This is a genomic window from Mycoplasmopsis californica (assembly GCF_000695835.1).
Classification (GTDB): domain Bacteria; phylum Bacillota_I; class Bacilli_A; order Mycoplasmatales; family Metamycoplasmataceae; genus Mycoplasmopsis; species Mycoplasmopsis californica.
Genome location: NZ_CP007521.1, coordinates 774,025 through 793,841, shown reverse-complemented (window position 1 = coordinate 793,841; position 19,817 = coordinate 774,025). Strand labels below are relative to the sequence as shown.

Genomic DNA, 19,817 nt, shown 5'->3' with positions numbered 1-19,817 from the left:
CCCTTTTTGTCGTTTATAGATATATCTATAATATTTTAATTTTATTATGTTGATAATTTAAATTTTTATATTTTGAGTTTTTAACAGGTTATCCACATATTTATATTTTACGAATAAACCATATTTATAGCTATTTTTTTAAAATTTAATGAATATTTACATAGAAGCAAAAATGCTGTGGATAACTTGTTATTTTAAGTGTCAAAAATAATATTTATAAACAATAAATCAACTATTTAAAAAAACTTAATTTACTATAATATTTAATATGAATAATGAAGTAAATGCAAATACGAAAAAAGGAACCAAAAATCAAATCCAATTAAGGGGAATGTTCAAAAAAATAATTAGCGGCGGAGAGTCAAATAATTGATTGTGAGCATTGGCAATTTTTGTTTCTGATGAGGGCGAGAATCACACAGTTTATTGCAAAGGTAGGGCATTAAAATTAATGACGCATTATGATGTTGTGCTGTCGGAAAATTTTAATGATAAATATAAAAACAAAAATCTAGTTTCATTATCAATCAGTCAGCCGAAAAATAACGAAGAGCTAAAAAAAGTGCTATTAAGAACTAATACAGGTATTGGCCGAGCGACAATAGAGAAATTGGACAAGCAATTTGGAGAAGATTGGATCGATTCGTTTTTAAAAAATCCAGAAATATTTAAAGAAAAAATAAACGAAAAAACATTTACTTCATTAGATAATTTTTTTAAAACCTACACAAACAAAAGTTATAACTTTTTTCTAAGCCATGGATTAGAAAAGTTATATGATGCATTAAAAATTGATTTTTCAGAGGGTGACCTAATTGAGGAATTGAAAAAAATCAATCCTTACACACTCGTTTACACTCATAATTACTCATTTTCTAAAATAGATGATTTAGGTATAGCGTTGGAATTGCACAACAGCATTGAGCGTCTTTATGCATTAATTTATCATTCGATTGAAAAAGAAATTAATTCTAATAACTCTACAAAAATAAAAATGAATTACATATTGGAAGCTGTTAAAACTGATTTTTTAAATTATAGTGATAAAGTAATTTTAGATGCTATTACATATATGATTAATAATGCTTTCATTGTATACTGAGATGATACAGGATTATTTTCTACTCATTCGATTGTTAGAAAAGAAAATTATATAGCCGTTAGGTTATCTAGATTAAAAAAAATTGCCTTAAAAATAAGTAATTATCAAGCCCATAGCAGTATTTCTAAACTTCAACAAGAAGCATTTATGAATGCGATTATAAATTCAGTTAGTGTTATTTCAGGGTTCCCGGGCACCGGGAAATCATTTGTGATTAAAAACATTATAGAGTTTTTAATAAGTGAAAAATTATTCAAAAAAGAAGAAATAGTTATTGTAACTCCTACTGGAAGAGCGGCCGTAAACTTAAAAGCTAAGTCAGGTGTAGATGCTAAAACAATTCATAGTTATTTTAAAATAAGTGATACCCCTTTTAAATCAACCCTATCTTGCCAATTAACAGAAAACACTCATAAAGTATTGGTAATTGATGAGTTTTCGATGGTTAATACTGATTTATTTTATACAGTCCTTTACAATTCGCCAGATCTTGAAAAACTAATTTTAGTAGGTGATGCCGACCAATTACCATGTATAGGGGCCGGTAATTTGCTTGATGATATTATTGAATCTAATAAATTTCAAACAACAAAATTGGTTGAAATTTTTAGAACAGACCACAGAGACATCGCTGAACATTTTTTAGCAGTTAGAGAATTTAAAGAACCTCGTTATAACACCGAAAACATTGAATGGTATGATGCTAACAATATTGATTTTAAAGATAAATTATTATCCATTTATCAAGAAAAAGTCGATCGTTTTGGCATACAAAATGTCGCTTTATTAATTCCACTTCATAAAACTCCTCATGGAACAATTAAAATGAATATGTTGTTGCAAGAATGGAATTTATATCGTCAAAACCTGAATATTGAAGATATACCTTCAATTAAGATAGGCGCGGGTGAAAATGCTAAAATTTTTTATCTAGGTGATAAAGTGGTGCAAAATGAAAACGATTATGATTTAAATGTCTATAATGGTGAAATAGGTTTTATTGAATCGATTGATAAAGAAGGTAAAAAAATCACTATTAATTTTGATTATAAAAAAATTGAATATTCACGTGACCAATTTATTCAATATATTACCTTAGGGTATGCCCTTACTGTTCATAAATTTCAAGGTTCAGAAAGTTCATGTGTTATATTCCCTGTTCTTCCAGAATATGATTATTTATTTGAAACTAAATTAATTTATACAGCTGTTTCTCGCTCGAAAGAAAATTTAGTGATATTAGGTGATTTAGGATACTATCGTGAAAAAGTTTTAAAAGGTCACAAAAAAGAAAAAACACTAACTAATTTTGCAGATTCTATTCAAATGGAGGAATTATGAAACTTATAGTTGGTCTTGGAAACATTGGTGATGAATATAAATTTACTCGTCACAATATAGGATTTTTAACTATTGACAATCTTATCAATAAAACAGGTATTAAATTAAATAAAGAAAAGTTTAATGGACGCTTTGGTATGGGTGATGGTTTTATTTTAGCTAAACCTTCAACATATATGAATAAATCAGGTCAATTTATTAGAGAAATTTGTGATTTTTACAAAATATCATCTTCTGATGTAATGATTATTTATGATGAAAAAGATTTTAAATTAGGACAAGCATCTATAAAAATAGGCGGTTCTGATGCCGGTCATAATGGGGTTAAAAGCGTCATTCAACATCTAAGCGCAAATGATTTCAAACGGCTAAGAATAGGGATAGGTTGTGATCCGAAATTTGAATTAAAAGATTGAGTTTTGAGTAAATTTACCCTAGAAGATATGCCCATTATTGAAAAAGTTTTATCAGTAGCTGCTGACGCAGCGCTTTCGTTTGTGTATAATGATATTAACAGAGTAATTGAGAAATTTAATGGAACTTATAAAAAATAATGTTTTAGTCGCTGTGAGCGGCGGTCCAGATTCAATGTTTCTTTTAAATTGTGCAATAAAAATGTATGGATTTGAAAATATAATTGTTGCTACAATGAATTACAACACGAGAGCTCAAAGTCAAAAAGAGGTGGAGTTAGTCCGGACTTTTTGTGAATTGAACATGATTTATTTTGAGTTAAAATCAGTAAAATACACTGAGAAAAATGGCAATTTCGAAGATTGAGCACGGATTGAAAGATATAGTTTTTTCTCAGAAGTTTATAGACGCCATAATTGCGATCTATTATTGCTCGGACATCATAAAGACGATTTTATAGAAACTGTGTTAATGCAGATAGAAGCTAAAAAACAACCCTTACAATGAGGGATGAAAAAACATAATATTCTTTTTGGAATGAATATTTATCGTCCTTTTCTTGATAAATACTGAAAATTTGAAATTGAGAATTTAGCAAATACCAACAGCATCCCTTATCTTGTGGATGAATCAAATTTTTCAGATATTTATACTAGGAATAAAATAAGGGCAAAAATATCAGGTTGAAACATTAAAGAAAAAGAATTATTTTTTGAAAAATATTATTCAAATCTTCAATGCGAAAATACACAAAAAACCGTTGAAAATAAGTATGAAGACTGAAAAAAATCCGAATTTTCACAAGACAGTTTTTCAAAATACACACAAAAAAAACAATTATTTTTTATGTTTATTCATAAACATTTTTTGAACATTAAATTAAGTACGAAGAAATTAGAATCTATAATTCAGTGATACATTTCCAAAAACCGAACTGGAAAATATTTAATTAAAAATAACATATGATTAATTAAAAAACAAGGTAAGCTAAAACATTAAAATATTTTTGCTATATAATTTTAAATATTAATTTATATGAAAGGATGCAATGAAAGAGAAACAACCTGTAAATAAAGGTAAGGTTATTTGAACAATTCTTTTAAGTATTTTAGGTGTAATTGCCACCGCTATTTTTGTGTATATGCTATTTAGAAGATTTTTGCCTCAAAATAAACCTGTTGGCCTTAAACAATGATTAGACCATATTAAAGCGGCCATAGCAAAAGAAAATGATACAGTTTATTTATCAGATATATTTATTGATAGATTAAACGGGCAAATTTCATATATTTTTAACGACGCAAATGGTGTTAAAACTAAATTTATTGCTAATGTTGGTACTGAAAACGCAATTCGTTGATTGAGCCATGAATCAATATCAGAAGGCTTAATAAGCGAATTAGGTGCAGGATATTATTATCCAACACTGCTAAAAGCATCTATGTTTGCGAATAATGGTGCCGCTATTGACCCAATTCAATCTGTGCCATTACCATCACAATCAGCTCCTTGATGACAAGTAATTTTGCAAAGTTTATTACCAATTTTGTTATGAATTTTAATTGGTTGATTATTCTTTAGAACCATGGCGCGTGGCGGCGGAATGGTCGGAATGGTCGGTGATGGAAAAGGGCCTGCAAAGAAAATAAAAAGTGATAAGAAATTTAAAGATATTGCTGGTAATAAAGAGGCAATTGAAGAAATTAGTGAAATTGTAGATTATTTAAAAGATCCTAAAAAATACGCAGTCGCCGGGGCAAGAATGCCCCATGGGATTTTGCTAGGAGGTCCTCCGGGTACTGGAAAAACATTACTGGCTAAAGCAACAGCTGGTGAAGCAAATGTTCCATTTTACTTCATTTCGGCATCTAATTTTGTGGAAATGTACGTTGGATTGGGGGCTAAAAGAGTAAGAAGCGTAGTCGCCGAAGCGCGTAAAAACGCCCCTGCAATTATCTTTATCGATGAACTTGATGCAATCGGAAGAACAAGGGGTGCTGGATTAGGTGGGGGTCATGATGAGCGTGAGCAAACACTTAATCAACTTCTAGTTGAGATGGATGGTATGGAGCAAAATAATGGTATTTTGTTCTTCGCTGCAACTAACAGAACTGATGTTTTAGATCCAGCTTTAATTCGTCCCGGTCGTTTTGATCGTCAAATAACAGTTGGATTACCTGACGTTAAAGAAAGACAAGAAATTCTTGAATTACACGCAAAAGGTAAAAGATTGGCTCCTAATATTGATATGATGAAAGTTGCCCGCCGTACTCCGGGTTATTCAGGGGCGCAACTTGAAAATGTTATTAATGAAGCTAGTTTATTGGCAGTTAGATTTAAACATCCAGTAATTACTCTTGAAGATATTGATGAGGCTATTGATAGAGTTATGGCTGGACCAGCTAAGAAAAATAGAGTAATTTCTAAAAAAGAATTAGAAATGGTTGCTTACCACGAAGCGGGACACGCAGTTGTCGGTATTAAAGAACCGGGCGCAAATAAAGTTCAAAAAATCACAATTATTCCCCGCGGTCAAGCCGGTGGTTACAATTTAATGATGCCTGAAGAAGAAAAATACAACATGTCTAAACAAGAATTAATCTCAATGATTACTTCATTTATGGGAGGGCGTGCTGCTGAGGAAATTATTTATGGTCCTGATAATATTTCAACAGGGGCCAGCGATGATATTCAAAAAGCAACAAAAATAGCTCGTAAAATGGTTACAGAATACGGTATGTCGGATCTTGGGCCAATTCAGTATGAAACTGATGAAAGCTCTCCATTTTTAGGTCGTGATTACTTAAAATCAGCATCGTTCTCTGCGCAAGTGGGCCACGAAATTGATTTAGAGGTTCGCAAAATTATTCTTGAAGCACAAGTTAGGGCAAAAGAAATTATTTTAGCAAATAAAGAGCTTTTAGAATTAATAAAAACAGCTTTACTTGAAAAAGAAACTATTGTTGCCGAGGAAATTGAGTATATTGCCAAAAATATGAAACTTCCTGAAAAACAACAAGTTGAAGCCATAAAGGAAAATAACCATTCGCTTGATGAATTAATTGCGATGTCGCAAGAACAAATGCAACATTCAACCGTTGAAACGAATGAATTATCCGAAAGTACCGAAAAATAAAACAAAAAGATTGGTTTAACCAGTCTTTTTTTAAAAATAAAAACCCGAATACTCGGGCGGTATATTAAAGTTATACACTTCAATAGCGGCTCATCGCAAAATTATTATACATTCTCTTTTAAAATTCGATTAATTTATTGATAAAATTACAATTATTAAGGAGAATAATGAAGGCAATTATTTATGATTATCCATACGTTTTTAAGGACAATCACAATGAGGAGAGCAATGTAATTTTTGTGCACGGCTTTAATTCAAGTCCGGCCACATTTAGAATTTTTGAAGAATATTGAAAAAAATCGAATTATTATGCAATCCAATTTCCCGGAAACAACAATACTAATCCAGTAAATGGACATGAAATTAGCGTTTATCAGTATGCTAAATTACTTGTAGAATTTGTAGAAAAGAATAAACTAAAAAATGTGACATTGATTGGGCACTCAATGGGTGGTGGGACAATTTCACTAGCTTATGAAATGAAGCCAGAACTTTTTAGTAAAATGATTTATATTGCTCCGATGAATAAATCATCATTATCAACAGTTGACAAATATTTTGAAACATATTTCCCAAAAACTTTTGATCAGTTTTTAAAATTTTTAGAAGCTTTATATTACGATACGACACGTTTTACTAGTGATTCAAGATGAATGAACTTAACACAAAAAAACTTCGATGCTAACTATTTTAACAATGATAATATATTAAAATTAGGTCGCTCACTACCAAACCTTCAATTACACAATGACATAGAAAAAGGACTACAAGCCATAAAAGTTCCAACTCTTTTGATTTTGGGAGAAAAAGACGCTGTAATTGATCGTGATAACTGTTTACGCTATTTTGAAAATAATGTTGAAGATATAAAGACAATTTATATACCACAGACTGGACACATGATGTTTGAAGAAAATTGAAAATCTTTTATTTCCATATTAGAGCCATTTTTATTGAGTTAAAAAAATACACTGCTGTGTATTTTTTTACTCTTCAGTGAATTCAATGTTGTGATACACTTCTTGAACATCATCATCATCTTCAAGTTTTGCAATAAATTCTTTAATTTTTACTGATTTTTCCTCATCAAAAGAGACTGTTGAATTTGGAACATATGTAACTTCACATTGTAAGAAATCGATAACACCTAAGTTAGTTTCAACAGCTTGCTTTAAATCTGCGAAATTTTCTGGTGCACAAGTAATTAAAAATGATTCTTCATAATTTTCAATATCGTTAGCACCATTTTCTAAAGCGATCATTGTTAAAGAGTCTTCATCGACTAAATCCTTAGATATTTCTAAAAGTCCTAATAAATCAAATTGAAAAGGTACTTGTCCAGTTTTTCCTAAGACGGCATTTTGACGGTTAAATAATGCAGTCATTGAAGATTTAGTTCTATTCATATTGTCGCTCAGTGTTTTGATTAAGAATGTTGCGCCACCTGTGATTGTGGCATTAAATAAAGTTTCCACGAAGCTTGCACCTTCCTTCGCTTCTCCTTTCGCTTTTGCCAACGCTCTCTCAATATTAGCTTTTGGCATGTTTTTAGCTTTTGCTTTTGAGATAGCAAGTTTTAATGCGGGGTTAGAATCGGGATCTGGGCCGCCTGCTCCGGTTGCCACAACATAAATTTCTTTAAAAAGTTTTTGGAATATTTTACCTCGTGCTCTATCTTGGGCACCCTTACGATGAGCTATATTAGCCGAGTGTGAATGTCCTGCCATATTAATTCTCCTTTAAAAATTGTTCAATTGTTTTCGGTTGATATGGTTTGCAACGCTTATGTTGAGTTGCTTTATGCATCTGTTTAATTTTTGTTTTTGTTTCAATATTTAATAATTCTACCCTATTATTCAAATAATTATCAAGTTCGTCATATGAAAAACCTAATTCATCTTCGTCATTTTGTCCCGCTCATAAACCAGCAGATGGTTTTTTATTTATGATACTGTCTGGAATGTTTAAATATTTAGCCATTAATTTTACTTCATTTTTTAAAAGTCTGCTAATGGGCAAAATATCGACTCCACCATCACCATATTTAGTAAAATAACCTATATACATCTCATCTTCATTATCAGTGCCTGCGACCAAATAAGAATTTTGTTGAGCGATAGCATATAAAGCAGCCATCCTGATTCTTGGTTTGATATTGCTTAGTGCCATTTTATTTTCTACATTGCAAACAGCGCTAATTTCACTGAATGTAGAGTGCAAATTGATTGTTTTTGTGTCCAATCCGATATTAGAAGATAATTGCTTAATATCACCTAAATCGTGTTCCATATTATCGATAGGCATAACTATGCCTAGAGTATTTTCGGGAAAAGCTCTTTTAGCAAGTGCAGCAACAAGAGCTGAATCAATTCCGCCGCTGATACCTACTACCAGACCTTTTGCACGCGCTTTTTTGACGCGTAAACGAATTCACTCAACCAAATAATCACAATATTTTTGAATACGCTGATTATTCGGGTCAGATGTTATATCGTTATTTAAACGCAATCCTAGACGATCTTTCATATTTACTCCTATTTATTTATGCGAAATAGATGTTTTAGTGTTTAGACTTCTTCAACCGCCACTTCATTTCTTCTTTGCATAGCAATTTTATAATTACTATTTTCAGCTTCATTATCAAAAATAATTTGCCGTATTTTAAGAGCGTTTTCGTCATCACTTGATATTTTATTTCAAGCAGATTCACTGCAATGCACCATAAACTCAAGAGTTTCTGGGTCTCGATTTAGGTTTGGTATCTTTAATAATTTATCTCAATTTTCATTTTTAAATGTTTGAATATGATTTTCAATTAATTTTCATTGTGACTCTGCTTCAAAAATAGAGAAAAAACCAGAACCATAATAGATTGAAAATTGAAAATTATCATTTGAGATCGACCTTGCAAATTCAGACAAGGAAGAGTTATTATTTGTGTAAAAATCATTGACAAATCATAAAATATAATGTATTTTATAATCTCTATAGTTGTTTTGTAGTGCTTTTGAACGCTCGTTAATTTTAAATGTGAAATCTAAAAATTCAGTTTGCGATGCCGTATCATATTTTTTAGCATTAACAATATAAAGCTCTTTTTTTTCCTTGTTGATTCAGGTTATATTAGCTTTAAATTTAACTGAGCGTGATGCTTTTATAATCTCTTCGGGTGATAATATTTGATTTTCATCGCCTGGTAAATTGTCTTTTTCTAAATATGATAATTTAAAGTTCTTATTGATATGCTCGTAATTTAGATTGCTAAAACTGTTTGTAACTATATTTTCAGCGCACTGAATCAAGAATTTATAAAATTTATTTTCTTGCGATCTTAAAAATGATTGCTCCATTTTGGTTTGGATTTGAAAAGGGTGTAAATCTGAGTTATATCGGTACGGAGCTTCAAATAATTTTAATAAAAGCTTAGGCCCATTATCAGCAGTTAACGCTTGTTTTAACTGAATTAAAAAACTTGTGTATTCCATTAAGCACCTTTCGTTTTGGTTGTAAAGCAATTAGATATATTTTAGCAAATCTCAGTATATTCGAGTAATAATCGTAGTTTTTAAATAAAAAAGTGCATTGCACCTTTTTAAAATTTGCCACCAGGGATATATAACTTACCGTCTACTGATGCGACATTTGATACAGTGATTAAAGCATCTTTATCAACTGCCCGTATTTTTTTAATTAAACGTGGAACTTGTTTGTATAAAGTAATTGACGATAATACTTTAGTTTTTGATCCAGAGTAGCCACCTTCACCAACTGTAACGGTAAAACTGTTAATGGTTTTTTGGTCTCCGATAATAGCCGCTTTAATAGCACTCATGTGTGGAGAGTAAACTTTACATTGAACTATTTTAAATCTTGGGAATAATTTATTTAATGCTGCCACAAAAACAAAGTTTGAGAACAATGTTGAAATAAAGTTTGGTGATAAATACATCGCGGGAGATCATGCCACTTTTTTCATATTGGCTATAGCTTCAGTAATTTGACCTTGCTCGTAGGCACTCATGGTTGCTCACCCCTCAATTTGTTCTGGGTTAATTTGACTGGCAAAACCATTAATTAATAAGCTACCAGGCAAGTATGAACCGAATAATACGGCAACAACTAAAATACCTAAATTTATGTAACCATTAATTGTCCCGAAGTTTTTTTGCTTAACAACTGACATATATTCGCCGATTATTCCAGTTACACCAGCTGAACCACCAATAATTGCGATAACAGCAAAGAAATAAGCTAACATAAATCCATAAACAACACCAAAAATCATTTGCGCTATAACATTACCTGCGTCATCTCATAATAAAGGAATAAGAGACCACATTTGAGGTTTATTTCCTCAATACTCTTTAGTAATGTGGTTTTTTAGAGCTTCTGGGACATCACTGTGTGAAAAATTACCAAACATGTAGAATTTATCATTACCTGGAATTTGACCGATAGCAAACGAAACAAGGCTAGAAACAACTAAAAATAATATTGTTAGCATTGTAAATACTTTGCCAGCTTTTTTTCAACCAAAAATAAAAATAGGTATTGATAATATTATGTAAAGAATCCAGAATAAAGCGTGGTCAATAATGTTATAAATTTCTGGTGTTATATTTTTATTATTACGTAATAAAACGTTAGTTAATCTAGCCGCCGCTTGCCCAAAAGCAGCTGCTCCAAAGTTGTAGATACCAGGGTTTTTAACAAAAAATACACTGATAACACCGAATAAAACAGCTAAAAGTGAAGTTATTGTCGCTAATTTCCACATTGGCATTGGAGCGTAAAAACGAGATAATTTCAACACAAAATTAGACATTCTTGTGTATGTATAATCAGTGTTTTGACGTTTAACTTTTTTCAAGACTGGATGATCAGGTTCTTGCGTAAATATATCTAAATGAGCATTGTCATCGTCAATATTACGATAAAGTTTGGAATTATTTTCTTGACTTTTTTGAGACTTCAATTTTGATCTCCTTTCAATAATTATTAAAAAAAGCTGCTCTAAAAAATTAGATACACTCTCTATTTAAATTATAAATTATTTATAAAAACAAAAAATAGAAAATTATTAATATATAATATTAATATTAAATTTTAATATATATTGGAGGTCTTATGTCGCAAAATGAGTATGGTGCATCAAATATTAAGGTTTTAAAGGGTTTAGAAGCAGTTAGAGTGCGTCCAGGAATGTATATTGGTTCAACTGGACCACGCGGCTTACATCACTTAATCTGAGAAATAGTTGATAACTCAGTTGATGAATGTATGGCGGGCTATGCTAACCGCGTTGATATAACTCTTACTAATGATGGTTTTGCTGTTATTGAAGATAATGGCCGTGGCATTCCGACTGATATTCACCCTGAAACAGGTTTATCAACCGTTGAAACTGTATTAACTGTTTTACACGCTGGAGGTAAATTTGATTCTGATAGTTACAAGGTGTCTGGAGGTCTTCACGGAGTTGGTGCTTCAGTTGTTAATGCTTTAAGTACTCATTTTGAGGTTTGAGTTAAGCGTAATAATAAACTTCATTATGCAAGTTTTCAAAACGGGGGGCAAACAACCCAGGCCCTAAAAGTAATTGATGATGTTCAAAACGGGGACACAGGGACAAAAATTAAATTTCATCCAGATTTTTCAATTATGGATGAACATCCATTTGATAAAAACGTAATTGTAGACCACGCAAAACAAATAGCGTATTTAAACAGAAACTTAACAATTTCAGTAGCTGACGAGCGTGATAACTCAAAAATCGAATTTCATTTCGAAGGAGGCTTGATAGATTATGTTAAAGAGCTGAACAAAGGCCAAAAATTAATTCACCCCGAAGTAATATATGCTGAAGGTGAGTATGCATACGGAGATGAAGCGCCAGTTGTTGTTGAAGTTGCTGTTCAATATAATGAAAAAATTACAAGCAATGTTGTGAGTTACGCAAACAATATTATTACTGTTGAGGGCGGGACGCATGAAAGTGGATTTTATGATGCTTTAGTTCGTTTGATTAATAATTACGCAATTAAGAACGGCTATGTTAAAAGTGAGGAAGAAAAATTTACGCGCGATGATATTAAAGAAGGTATTGTTGCAATAATTTCAATTAAACATACGGATCCTATTTTTGAAGGGCAAACCAAAGGTAAATTAGGAAATAAGGACGCTAGAATTGCTGTAAATAAAGTATTTAGTGGCGCTCTTGAGCGTTTCCTTGATGAAAACCCTGTTGAAGCCAAGTCATTGGTACAAAAAATTCACGAAGCTCGAAGATCGCGTTTAGCAGGGCAAGCCGCACGGGACGCTGCACGTAGAAAAACAGTTTTTGATAGCGGCTCTTTACCAGGTAAGTTAGCTGATTGTTCATCTAAAAACGCAGAAATTAGTGAACTTTATATCGTTGAGGGTAATTCAGCTGGTGGTTCGGCAAAAAATGGACGTAATCGAGAGACACAAGCAATTTTGCCGTTGCGTGGTAAGGTTATTAATGTAGAGAAGAATAACCCAAGCAAAGTATTTGCTAATGCTGAAATTTTATCAATTATTTCAGCATTAGGTACAGGAGTTGGTGAAGATTTTAATATTAATAAATTAAGATACCACAAAGTTGTAATTATGACCGATGCCGACGTTGATGGTTCGCACATAAGAACCCTTTTATTAACATTTTTCTATCGTTATTTCAGACCTTTAATTGAATATGGCTTCATTTACATCGCTCAACCCCCATTATATAGATTACAACAAGGCAAAACGCTCAAATATGTATATTCTGATGCCGAAAAAGACAAAGCTATGGCTGAAATGAATAATGGCCAAAAAATAACAGTTCAACGTTATAAAGGTCTTGGTGAAATGGATGCTGAGCAACTTTGAGAAACAACAATGGATCCTGACAACCGTAAAATGTTACAAGTACAAATAGAAGATGCAGCTCAGGCCGATTGAGTTTTTACAACATTAATGGGTGATGAAGTTTTCCCGCGTCGAGAATTTATTGAAGCTAATGCAAAATATGTAAAAAACATTGATTTATAACCATCTAAATCCTTGAATTTTTGAAGCAAAAAATGCAAAAACTAAAAAAAACAATAATTTTTAATGCAATTTTGCATTTTTTGTATAAAATAAATTTAAATAATAACAAGAAAGGAATTGCTTATGTTAAGAGAAATTACAGAAAAAGAATATAAAGAACAATACGCCTCAACACAAAAAGGCACATATTTATTAGTGTTCCATGCACTATGATGTCCACCATGTAGAAACTTTAAACACTCTTTAGAAGAGTTAGCTGAAAAAGACGGAGTAGATATCTTCCGTATCGATGTTGATGAAAACCGTCAACTACCTGGCGAATTCGGGGTAAAAAATTTACCTACCTGATTTATTATGAAAGATGGCGAAGTTGTGGAAAAAGTGGTTGGATATCATCCATATTCAGAACTAAAAGAATTTGTAAGCAAACACTTATAAAAATTTATATTACACACAAAAACACTGAGTTTTCAGTGTTTTTTTGTATTTAGTTTTAATTTTAAGTATGGTTGCCACAGTTTTCTTTATAGATACTCTGATTTTTAAATTAAAATAATATTATTGAATATGATCTATTGGAGCAAACGTGAAGAAAAACATTTTTAAAATAGTTGAAGAAGTATTATTATCAAAAGATAAATATGTATCAGAAGATAAAAAACTATTGAAAACAGAGGTTTATAGCGATATTATGAGCATGAATGAGGATTTACTCGCTTTATTGCTTTCTAATCAACAAATAAAAGATAATTTTTTCAAAAATATTGATGGAACACTGATTTTTGATAAACAAAAATTCGCTTGATTCATTGAGTCTAAGGAGTTTTTACCAGACTCATATACTCAGTATGCAAATAAAATTGGACTGACACATAATGGCAATTTCATTTCTAAAACAAACGACGTTGTTTTAGATTTTCTATATAAAGACTGTGTCTTGCGGGGGGCAAGACAAGGATAGTGCGAAAAGACAAGAAATCTTTTATAACGAAATAATAGCTAGCGATGAAATCAGTAGAATGCTTGCTCCAAAAGTTTTTACAAATGTAAAAAGATATTCAAAAGACGGTATTGAAGAAAATATTACCTTTAATGGCAACGATAATTTAATAATTAAAGGTAATAACCTTATAGCATTATCAAGTTTACTTAAAAGATACGAGGGTAAAGTTAAATGTATTTATATTGACCCACCGTACAATACAGGAAATGATTCATTTAATTACAACGACTCGTTTAATCATTCAACTTGACTAACATTCATGAAAAATAGACTTGAATTAGCAAAGAGATTGTTGAGTGATGACGGGGTGATTTTTGTACATCTTGATAGAAATGAAGTTCATTATTGTAAAGTTTTAATGGATGATATTTTTGATAGAAAAAACGAAATTACTACTATAGTATGATTAAATAAAGAGGGTGGGGGAAAAAGTGATAGTAAATTATTTAGGCAAAAGCATGAATATATTTTAATTTTTGCTAAAAATATAAATAATGTTACTATAAATCCTTTACAAGTTGAAGATATTGATAGATATAAGGAACAAGATGAATATGTTGCTACAAGAGGAAAATATCAACTTATTAAATTAGATAGTGGAAGCTTGGGATGGGTAAAAAGCTTGGATTACCCAATAGAAAATGATGGTGTAACTTATTATGCCGGAGGAGATCGAAAAAAATGGGAAGACAGACAAAATGGAGGAGCAAGTATTAAGGATTGGGGATGAAGATGAAGATGGAATAAGGAAAAATTTGAGTGGGGAATTAAAAATGATTTTATTGTTTTTAAAAATGGAAATGTTTATACTAAACAATATTTAAGTTGTGACAATGATGGAAATATTCTCCCGAGAACTATTCAACCTACAGGCATAATTGAAAAATATTCTAATACACAATCAAATAAACATATGAAATTGTTATTTGAAAAAGTTCCTTTTAACTACTCTAAACCCGAAGGTCTTATTTATGAATTATTAAATTATTCTACACAACAAAATGACCTTGTTTTAGATTTCCACCTAGGTTCAGGTACAACCGCTGCAGTAGCTCATAAAATGGGAAGAAGATACATAGGTATTGAGCAAATGGACTATATTGAAGATGTTACGATTGAAAGAATGAAAAAAGTTATTGACGGTGAACAAGGTGGTATCTCTAAAACAATAAACTGAGAAGGTGGTGGTTCTTTTGTTTATTGTGAGCTTATGGAAAACTCAAAAACCTTAATAAATAAAATACAAAGTGCCGATGAAAGCAGTATTAATGCAATAAAAACTCAAATATATTCAGATGATAGAATAATTCCTTATATTTCTACTGAGGAGTTAACAAGTGCTGATGATGAATTTAATGCTTTAGATTTAAGTGAAAAGAAAAAAGTTCTTCTTAAATTAATTGATAAAAACAAGCTATATGTAAATTACTCTGATATAGAAGATGAAGATTTTGCTGTAAGTGAAGCTGATAAAGAATTTAGTAATTCATTTTATAAAGGTAACTAATATGGCACAACAATTTTTATATGAAAAAATCAATACCCTAAAGGAATATGGTCAAAGTATTGATTTTCCTGACATTATTAATAGTTGTCTCTCTAACAAAATAGACTTAAGAGATTACCAAAAAGAAGCTTTTAGTAATTTTATTCTGTATTTTGAAAATGATAAATTAAGAAAAAATAAACAGATTCATACACTGTTTCATATGGCGACTGGTAGTGGTAAAACTGTTATTATGGCTGGACTTATTCTTTATCTATATACAAAAGGTTATAGAAAGTTTTTGTTTTTTGTCAATCAGACGAATGTACTTGAAAAAACAATTGAAAACTTTACCAATCCACTATCAAGTAAATATTTATTCAATGAGAGTATTGAGTATTTAGGTAACAACATAAAGATTAAAAAAGTTAATAATTTTAGCACTAATATACTCAATGATGATATTGAAATAGTATTTACTACGACACAAAAACTTCACTTAGATTTAGCACAACCAAAAGAAAATTCAATCACACACGAAGAATTTGAAAATAATAAAATAGTATTTATTTCTGATGAAAGTCATCATATTAATACATTAACTAAAATGAGTAGCAAGACTGAGGAATCGTCAGTAAAAAGCTGAGAAAGTTCAGTTACAAGAGCTTTATCGAGTAATAAAGATAATATTATGCTTGAATTTACGGCAACGTGTGATTTAAAAGATGCCAATGTTCTTGATAAATATATTGATAAAATTGTTTTCAATTATCCACTTATTTCTTTTAGGGAAAGTGGATATACAAAAGATTTTCAAAATTTTGCCACATACACTGACCTATGACAAAGAACGATTATTGCCCTTGTTATGAGCGAGTATCGAAGATTTCTATTTTCTGATTTAAAGCTTAATATCAAGCCTGTAATTATGTTAAAATCACAAAAAATCAGCGAATCCAAGAAATTCTATGATGAATTTTTTAACAAAATTAAAAACCTAACAAGTTATGAACTAATGAATCTTGAATTATTTAATATCGATAAATTAAATGAGGCGATTAATTATTTTAAACAAAAAGATGAGACACTAGAATTATTAGAACATTCAATTAAAAATTCATTTACGATTGAAAAATCAATTATTATTAACGGTACATCAGCCGATAATAAAGAAAGTCAACTACTTGTTAATTCATTAGAAGATGTTGATAATTCAATAAGAATTGTTTTTGCTGTTGATATGTTGAATGAGGGCTGAGATGTGTTAAATTTATTCGATATTGTCCGTCTTTATGATACAAGACAAGGTAGTGGTAAAGCAGGTAAAATTGCTACATACACAATTAAAGAAGCACAACTTATAGGTCGTGGAGCTAGATACTGCCCATTTGTCGATGAGGATGAAGAATATAAATTCAAAAGAAAATATGATAACGATATAACTAATAAAAATCGTATTCTAGAAACAATGTATTTTCACAGTAAAAATGACTCCAAATATATATCAGAACTTAAGCAAGCACTTATTGCTACTGGGTTACAACCAGAAGAACTTATCAAGTTAGAGTACAAATTAAAAGATGAATTTAAGACGAGTGATTTTTACAAAAAAAGCTTCGTATATTCAAATAAACGAGTACTAAAAAGCACTCCTAACACACTTGAAACGAGTATGAGATCTAAAACTTATCACTACACAGACATTGAAAATTCAGGGGCTATATCAAATTTATTTTCTGATGAAAGCAAGATCGCTAATTTAAAAGTAAATACAGAAATAATAAAACTAAAAGAGATTAATTACAATATCCTTTTAGGAGCGATTGAATGCTATAATGAGCTTCGTTTTAGTGTTCTTAAAGAAAAATACCCTAATTTAAAATCAACCAAAGAATTTTTAACCTCAGATCAATTTATTGGTAATTCAACCATTGAAATTAAATATTCGCACAGTAAATTAACTGCTAAAACTGTATTTTTAGCAGTGAAAAATGCATTAGGTGAGGTTGCTTCACACATTCTAAAATTAAAACCACAATACGAAGGTTCGACTGATTTTATTGCAAAGCAACTTAGTGAAGTGCTTAAGGATAAAATAATAAGTTTAAGCACAATTGATCAAAATGGTGGTAAAGGAGATTCGCAAAATAATTGTGTTAATGAAAACTATCAATTAGATTTATCTAAAGAAAGTTGATATGTTTTTAATGATAACTACGGCACAAGCGAAGAAAAATTATTTATAAAATATTTTAAAACACATATAGAACCCTTGCTAAAAGATAAAGATTTAGAGTATTATGTTGTTAGAAACGAGCGAATTCCTGAATTAGCTATATATTCGTTTGAAAGCGGTGAGAGATTTGAACCTGACTTTTTATTATTTTTGCGAAAAAAATCTAGATATGATGACACGACTTATCAAGGATTTATTGAACCCAAGGGTAGTCATCTTGTAGAAAATGATTCATGAAAAGAAGAATTTTTAATGCAAATCAATGAGAAAAACCATATTAGCGGGTTATTTGCTGACCAATACAAAATAATAGGATTTCCATTTTTCAATCAAGAACAAGATAAGATTGAAAAATTTAAATCTCATATTATGAATTTTATTACCGGAATATAAATCATTATTTAGCGATAAAAATAAAGCTATATAAATAACATTAAAATGTTGTAAATGAATACAGTTTTATATTTGGATTATAGAATTTACAGTATTAATATCAATAAATTAATGTTTGTTATAATAAAGATAATATGAAAATAATTAGCGATAATAGAAAAGGTTTGCACGGTCACTCAATTTTAGAAAAACATGAGGCCGGAATAGTTCTTGAAGGTTGAGAAGTAAAGTCGGCACGGGCAAAAACTGTTCAACTAACAAGTTCTTATTGTTTTTTTCGTGCTAAAGAATTATTTTTATGTAACGCAACATTTAAAGAATATATGCTAATTAAATCAAATCCTACACAAGATAGAAAATTATTGCTTCATCGCAATGAACTCCTGCGCTTGCAAACGAAAAAAGAACATTTAGGCAATGCAACTATTTTGCCAACAAAAATATATTTTAATGATAAAGGTAAAATTAAAGTAGAAATAGCCCTTGTCACTTCAATGAACAAAGCGGATAAACGTGAACAAATAAAAAAGCGTGACAATGAACGCTATTTAAAAAAAGTTTTAAAAAATTATTCATAACGTCTATAAAACTCAGTGTTTATACACGTTTTTTATAAAAAAACAGGATTTAAACCTGTTTTTGAGATAAGACAGTTGGCTTAACGCTTACAGAGACTGGTTCTAAATACGCGTTAGGTTTATCTTGTTTTTTTAATTCGGCATCAAAAATGATTTTTTCGATTGCTGCACCCACTTTACGATAATCGATTAAAATTTTAGATTTGTATTTTTTTTGCGTATCGTAAATTGAATGAGTTCCAATATCGGTTAAGCGTAATTGATTATCATTTGAAGAAACTAAGTTAATAAAAGATTCGTGAGTTGAGCAAACAACATTGACATGATTTTGATCAAATAGATATTTTTGAAATTTTTGAACATCTGAATTTTTGTGGTTATCAATAAAATATCGCTCATACTCAATGTTTAATTCTTCGCAAGCTTTTTTAAATCCTAAAAAGCGCGATTCTCGCTGATATTGACTTAATTTTAAGTCATCAGCATAAACAACTTTTTGTCCATTTTCAATATAGTTATAAAACATTTTAGTTACTGAAAAGAAGGCGTTTAAAACGTCTACTTCGACATAATTCATGCCCTTGATTGGATCTCCAAATGCAACAGTCGTTATTGATAAGTCTTGGTCTTTGATAAAGTTTATTATTTCAGTGTTATCACCTTTTGGAAGGAAAAACACAATTGCGTTAGGTTTTCAAGCCATACACCATCTAATTGTTTCAATATATTGAATTGCAGTCGGTTCTGAGTGCGTGATAAAGACTTTTTTCTGATGGGTTTCAGCGCTTGTTTCGATTCCATTAATTATGTGCGATACTGAGTGATCATAAACTTTTGGAGCAATTACAAAAATAGAACTGCTACGACCTTTTATCAAACGAGCGCCATTATTAGGATAATATCCATTTTCCTTAACAACTTTTTCAATTTTTGCGCGTGTTTTTTTACTTACGTAACCAGCATTATAATAACGACTGACGGTACTTATCGATACTTTTGCAAGTTTGGAAATGTCTTTATATGAAAAACTTCTCATATTATTATTTTACTATATTAAGTTTTTAATATTGCGTTT

16 protein-coding genes are annotated in these 19,817 nt (G+C 30.5%); 11 read left to right on the top strand and 5 right to left on the bottom strand.

Annotated features, from left to right (window positions below):
• Positions 1–268: 268 nt before the first annotated feature.
• From MCFN_RS03345 to MCFN_RS03325, 5 genes are all read left to right on the top strand, one after another.
• The gene (locus MCFN_RS03345) at positions 269–2,452 is read left to right on the top strand and encodes an ATP-dependent DNA helicase (RefSeq protein ID WP_081817287.1); all 2,184 of its coding nucleotides are present in this window, start codon (positions 269–271) and stop codon (positions 2,450–2,452) included.
• Entirely contained in the window at positions 2,440–2,997 is a 558-nt protein-coding gene (pth, locus tag MCFN_RS03340) for an aminoacyl-tRNA hydrolase (RefSeq protein ID WP_038562374.1), read from the top strand. Before MCFN_RS03345 ends, pth begins: the two co-directional genes overlap by 13 nt.
• Complete coding sequence (gene tilS, locus MCFN_RS03335) at positions 2,978–3,856, top strand: tRNA lysidine(34) synthetase TilS (protein ID WP_038562371.1); 879 nt, start codon at positions 2,978–2,980, stop codon at positions 3,854–3,856. Before pth ends, tilS begins: the two co-directional genes overlap by 20 nt.
• A 49-nt stretch (positions 3,857–3,905) precedes the next feature.
• On the top strand, positions 3,906–5,993 hold the full coding sequence (gene ftsH / locus MCFN_RS03330) for an ATP-dependent zinc metalloprotease FtsH (RefSeq protein ID WP_038562368.1): 2,088 nt from the start codon (positions 3,906–3,908) through the stop codon (positions 5,991–5,993).
• 167 nt (positions 5,994–6,160) lie between these two features.
• Entirely contained in the window at positions 6,161–6,955 is a 795-nt protein-coding gene (locus MCFN_RS03325) for an alpha/beta fold hydrolase (protein ID WP_038562365.1), read from the top strand.
• Between the two features lie 24 nt (positions 6,956–6,979).
• On the opposite strand, the gene MCFN_RS03320 is transcribed toward MCFN_RS03325, so the two are convergent.
• The 4 genes from MCFN_RS03320 to MCFN_RS03310 form a co-directional block, all read right to left on the bottom strand.
• On the bottom strand, positions 6,980–7,720 hold the full coding sequence (locus tag MCFN_RS03320; RefSeq protein WP_038562362.1) for a YebC/PmpR family DNA-binding transcriptional regulator: 741 nt from the start codon (positions 7,718–7,720) through the stop codon (positions 6,980–6,982).
• Between the two features lies 1 nt (position 7,721).
• Positions 7,722–8,519, bottom strand: coding sequence for an NAD(+) synthase (gene nadE, locus MCFN_RS03315; protein WP_038562360.1), 798 nt, complete (start codon positions 8,517–8,519; stop codon positions 7,722–7,724).
• 41 nt (positions 8,520–8,560) lie between these two features.
• A complete protein-coding gene (locus MCFN_RS03460) occupies positions 8,561–9,478 on the bottom strand; it encodes an HpyAIV family type II restriction enzyme (RefSeq protein WP_051604595.1) in 918 nt (305 codons plus the stop codon).
• Positions 9,479–9,585: 107 nt separating this feature from the next.
• A complete protein-coding gene (locus MCFN_RS03310; RefSeq protein ID WP_408633510.1) occupies positions 9,586–10,899 on the bottom strand; it encodes a DUF2179 domain-containing protein in 1,314 nt (437 codons plus the stop codon).
• A gap of 221 nt (positions 10,900–11,120) precedes the next feature.
• Here MCFN_RS03310 and gyrB point away from each other — a divergent pair, with 221 nt between their 5' ends.
• The 6 genes from gyrB (at position 11,121) to smpB (ending at position 18,742) form a co-directional block, all read left to right on the top strand.
• Positions 11,121–13,046, top strand: coding sequence for a DNA topoisomerase (ATP-hydrolyzing) subunit B (gyrB, locus tag MCFN_RS03305; protein WP_038562354.1), 1,926 nt, complete (start codon positions 11,121–11,123; stop codon positions 13,044–13,046).
• Positions 13,047–13,169: 123 nt separating this feature from the next.
• The gene (locus tag MCFN_RS03300) at positions 13,170–13,484 is read left to right on the top strand and encodes a thioredoxin family protein (RefSeq protein WP_038562352.1); all 315 of its coding nucleotides are present in this window, start codon (positions 13,170–13,172) and stop codon (positions 13,482–13,484) included.
• 148 nt (positions 13,485–13,632) lie between these two features.
• Positions 13,633–14,007 carry a site-specific DNA-methyltransferase gene (locus tag MCFN_RS03665; RefSeq protein ID WP_187468866.1) on the top strand — a complete coding sequence of 125 codons (375 nt, stop codon included), beginning with the start codon at positions 13,633–13,635 and terminating at the stop codon, positions 14,005–14,007.
• Positions 13,979–15,556 (top strand): site-specific DNA-methyltransferase, encoded by a 1,578-nt coding sequence (locus MCFN_RS03295; RefSeq protein ID WP_235619440.1) that lies wholly within the window; start codon positions 13,979–13,981, stop codon positions 15,554–15,556. The genes MCFN_RS03665 and MCFN_RS03295 overlap by 29 nt, the downstream gene beginning before the upstream one ends.
• Position 15,557: 1 nt before the next feature.
• Positions 15,558–18,164, top strand: a complete 2,607-nt coding sequence (locus MCFN_RS03290; protein ID WP_038562349.1) for a DEAD/DEAH box helicase family protein — start codon at positions 15,558–15,560, stop codon at positions 18,162–18,164.
• 134 nt (positions 18,165–18,298) lie between these two features.
• Positions 18,299–18,742, top strand: coding sequence for an SsrA-binding protein (gene smpB / locus MCFN_RS03285; protein WP_038562346.1), 444 nt, complete (start codon positions 18,299–18,301; stop codon positions 18,740–18,742).
• A gap of 49 nt (positions 18,743–18,791) precedes the next feature.
• Here smpB and MCFN_RS03280 read toward each other — a convergent pair whose 3' ends face one another.
• The gene (locus MCFN_RS03280; protein ID WP_038562343.1) at positions 18,792–19,778 is read right to left on the bottom strand and encodes a LacI family DNA-binding transcriptional regulator; all 987 of its coding nucleotides are present in this window, start codon (positions 19,776–19,778) and stop codon (positions 18,792–18,794) included.
• Positions 19,779–19,817 lie beyond the last annotated feature (39 nt).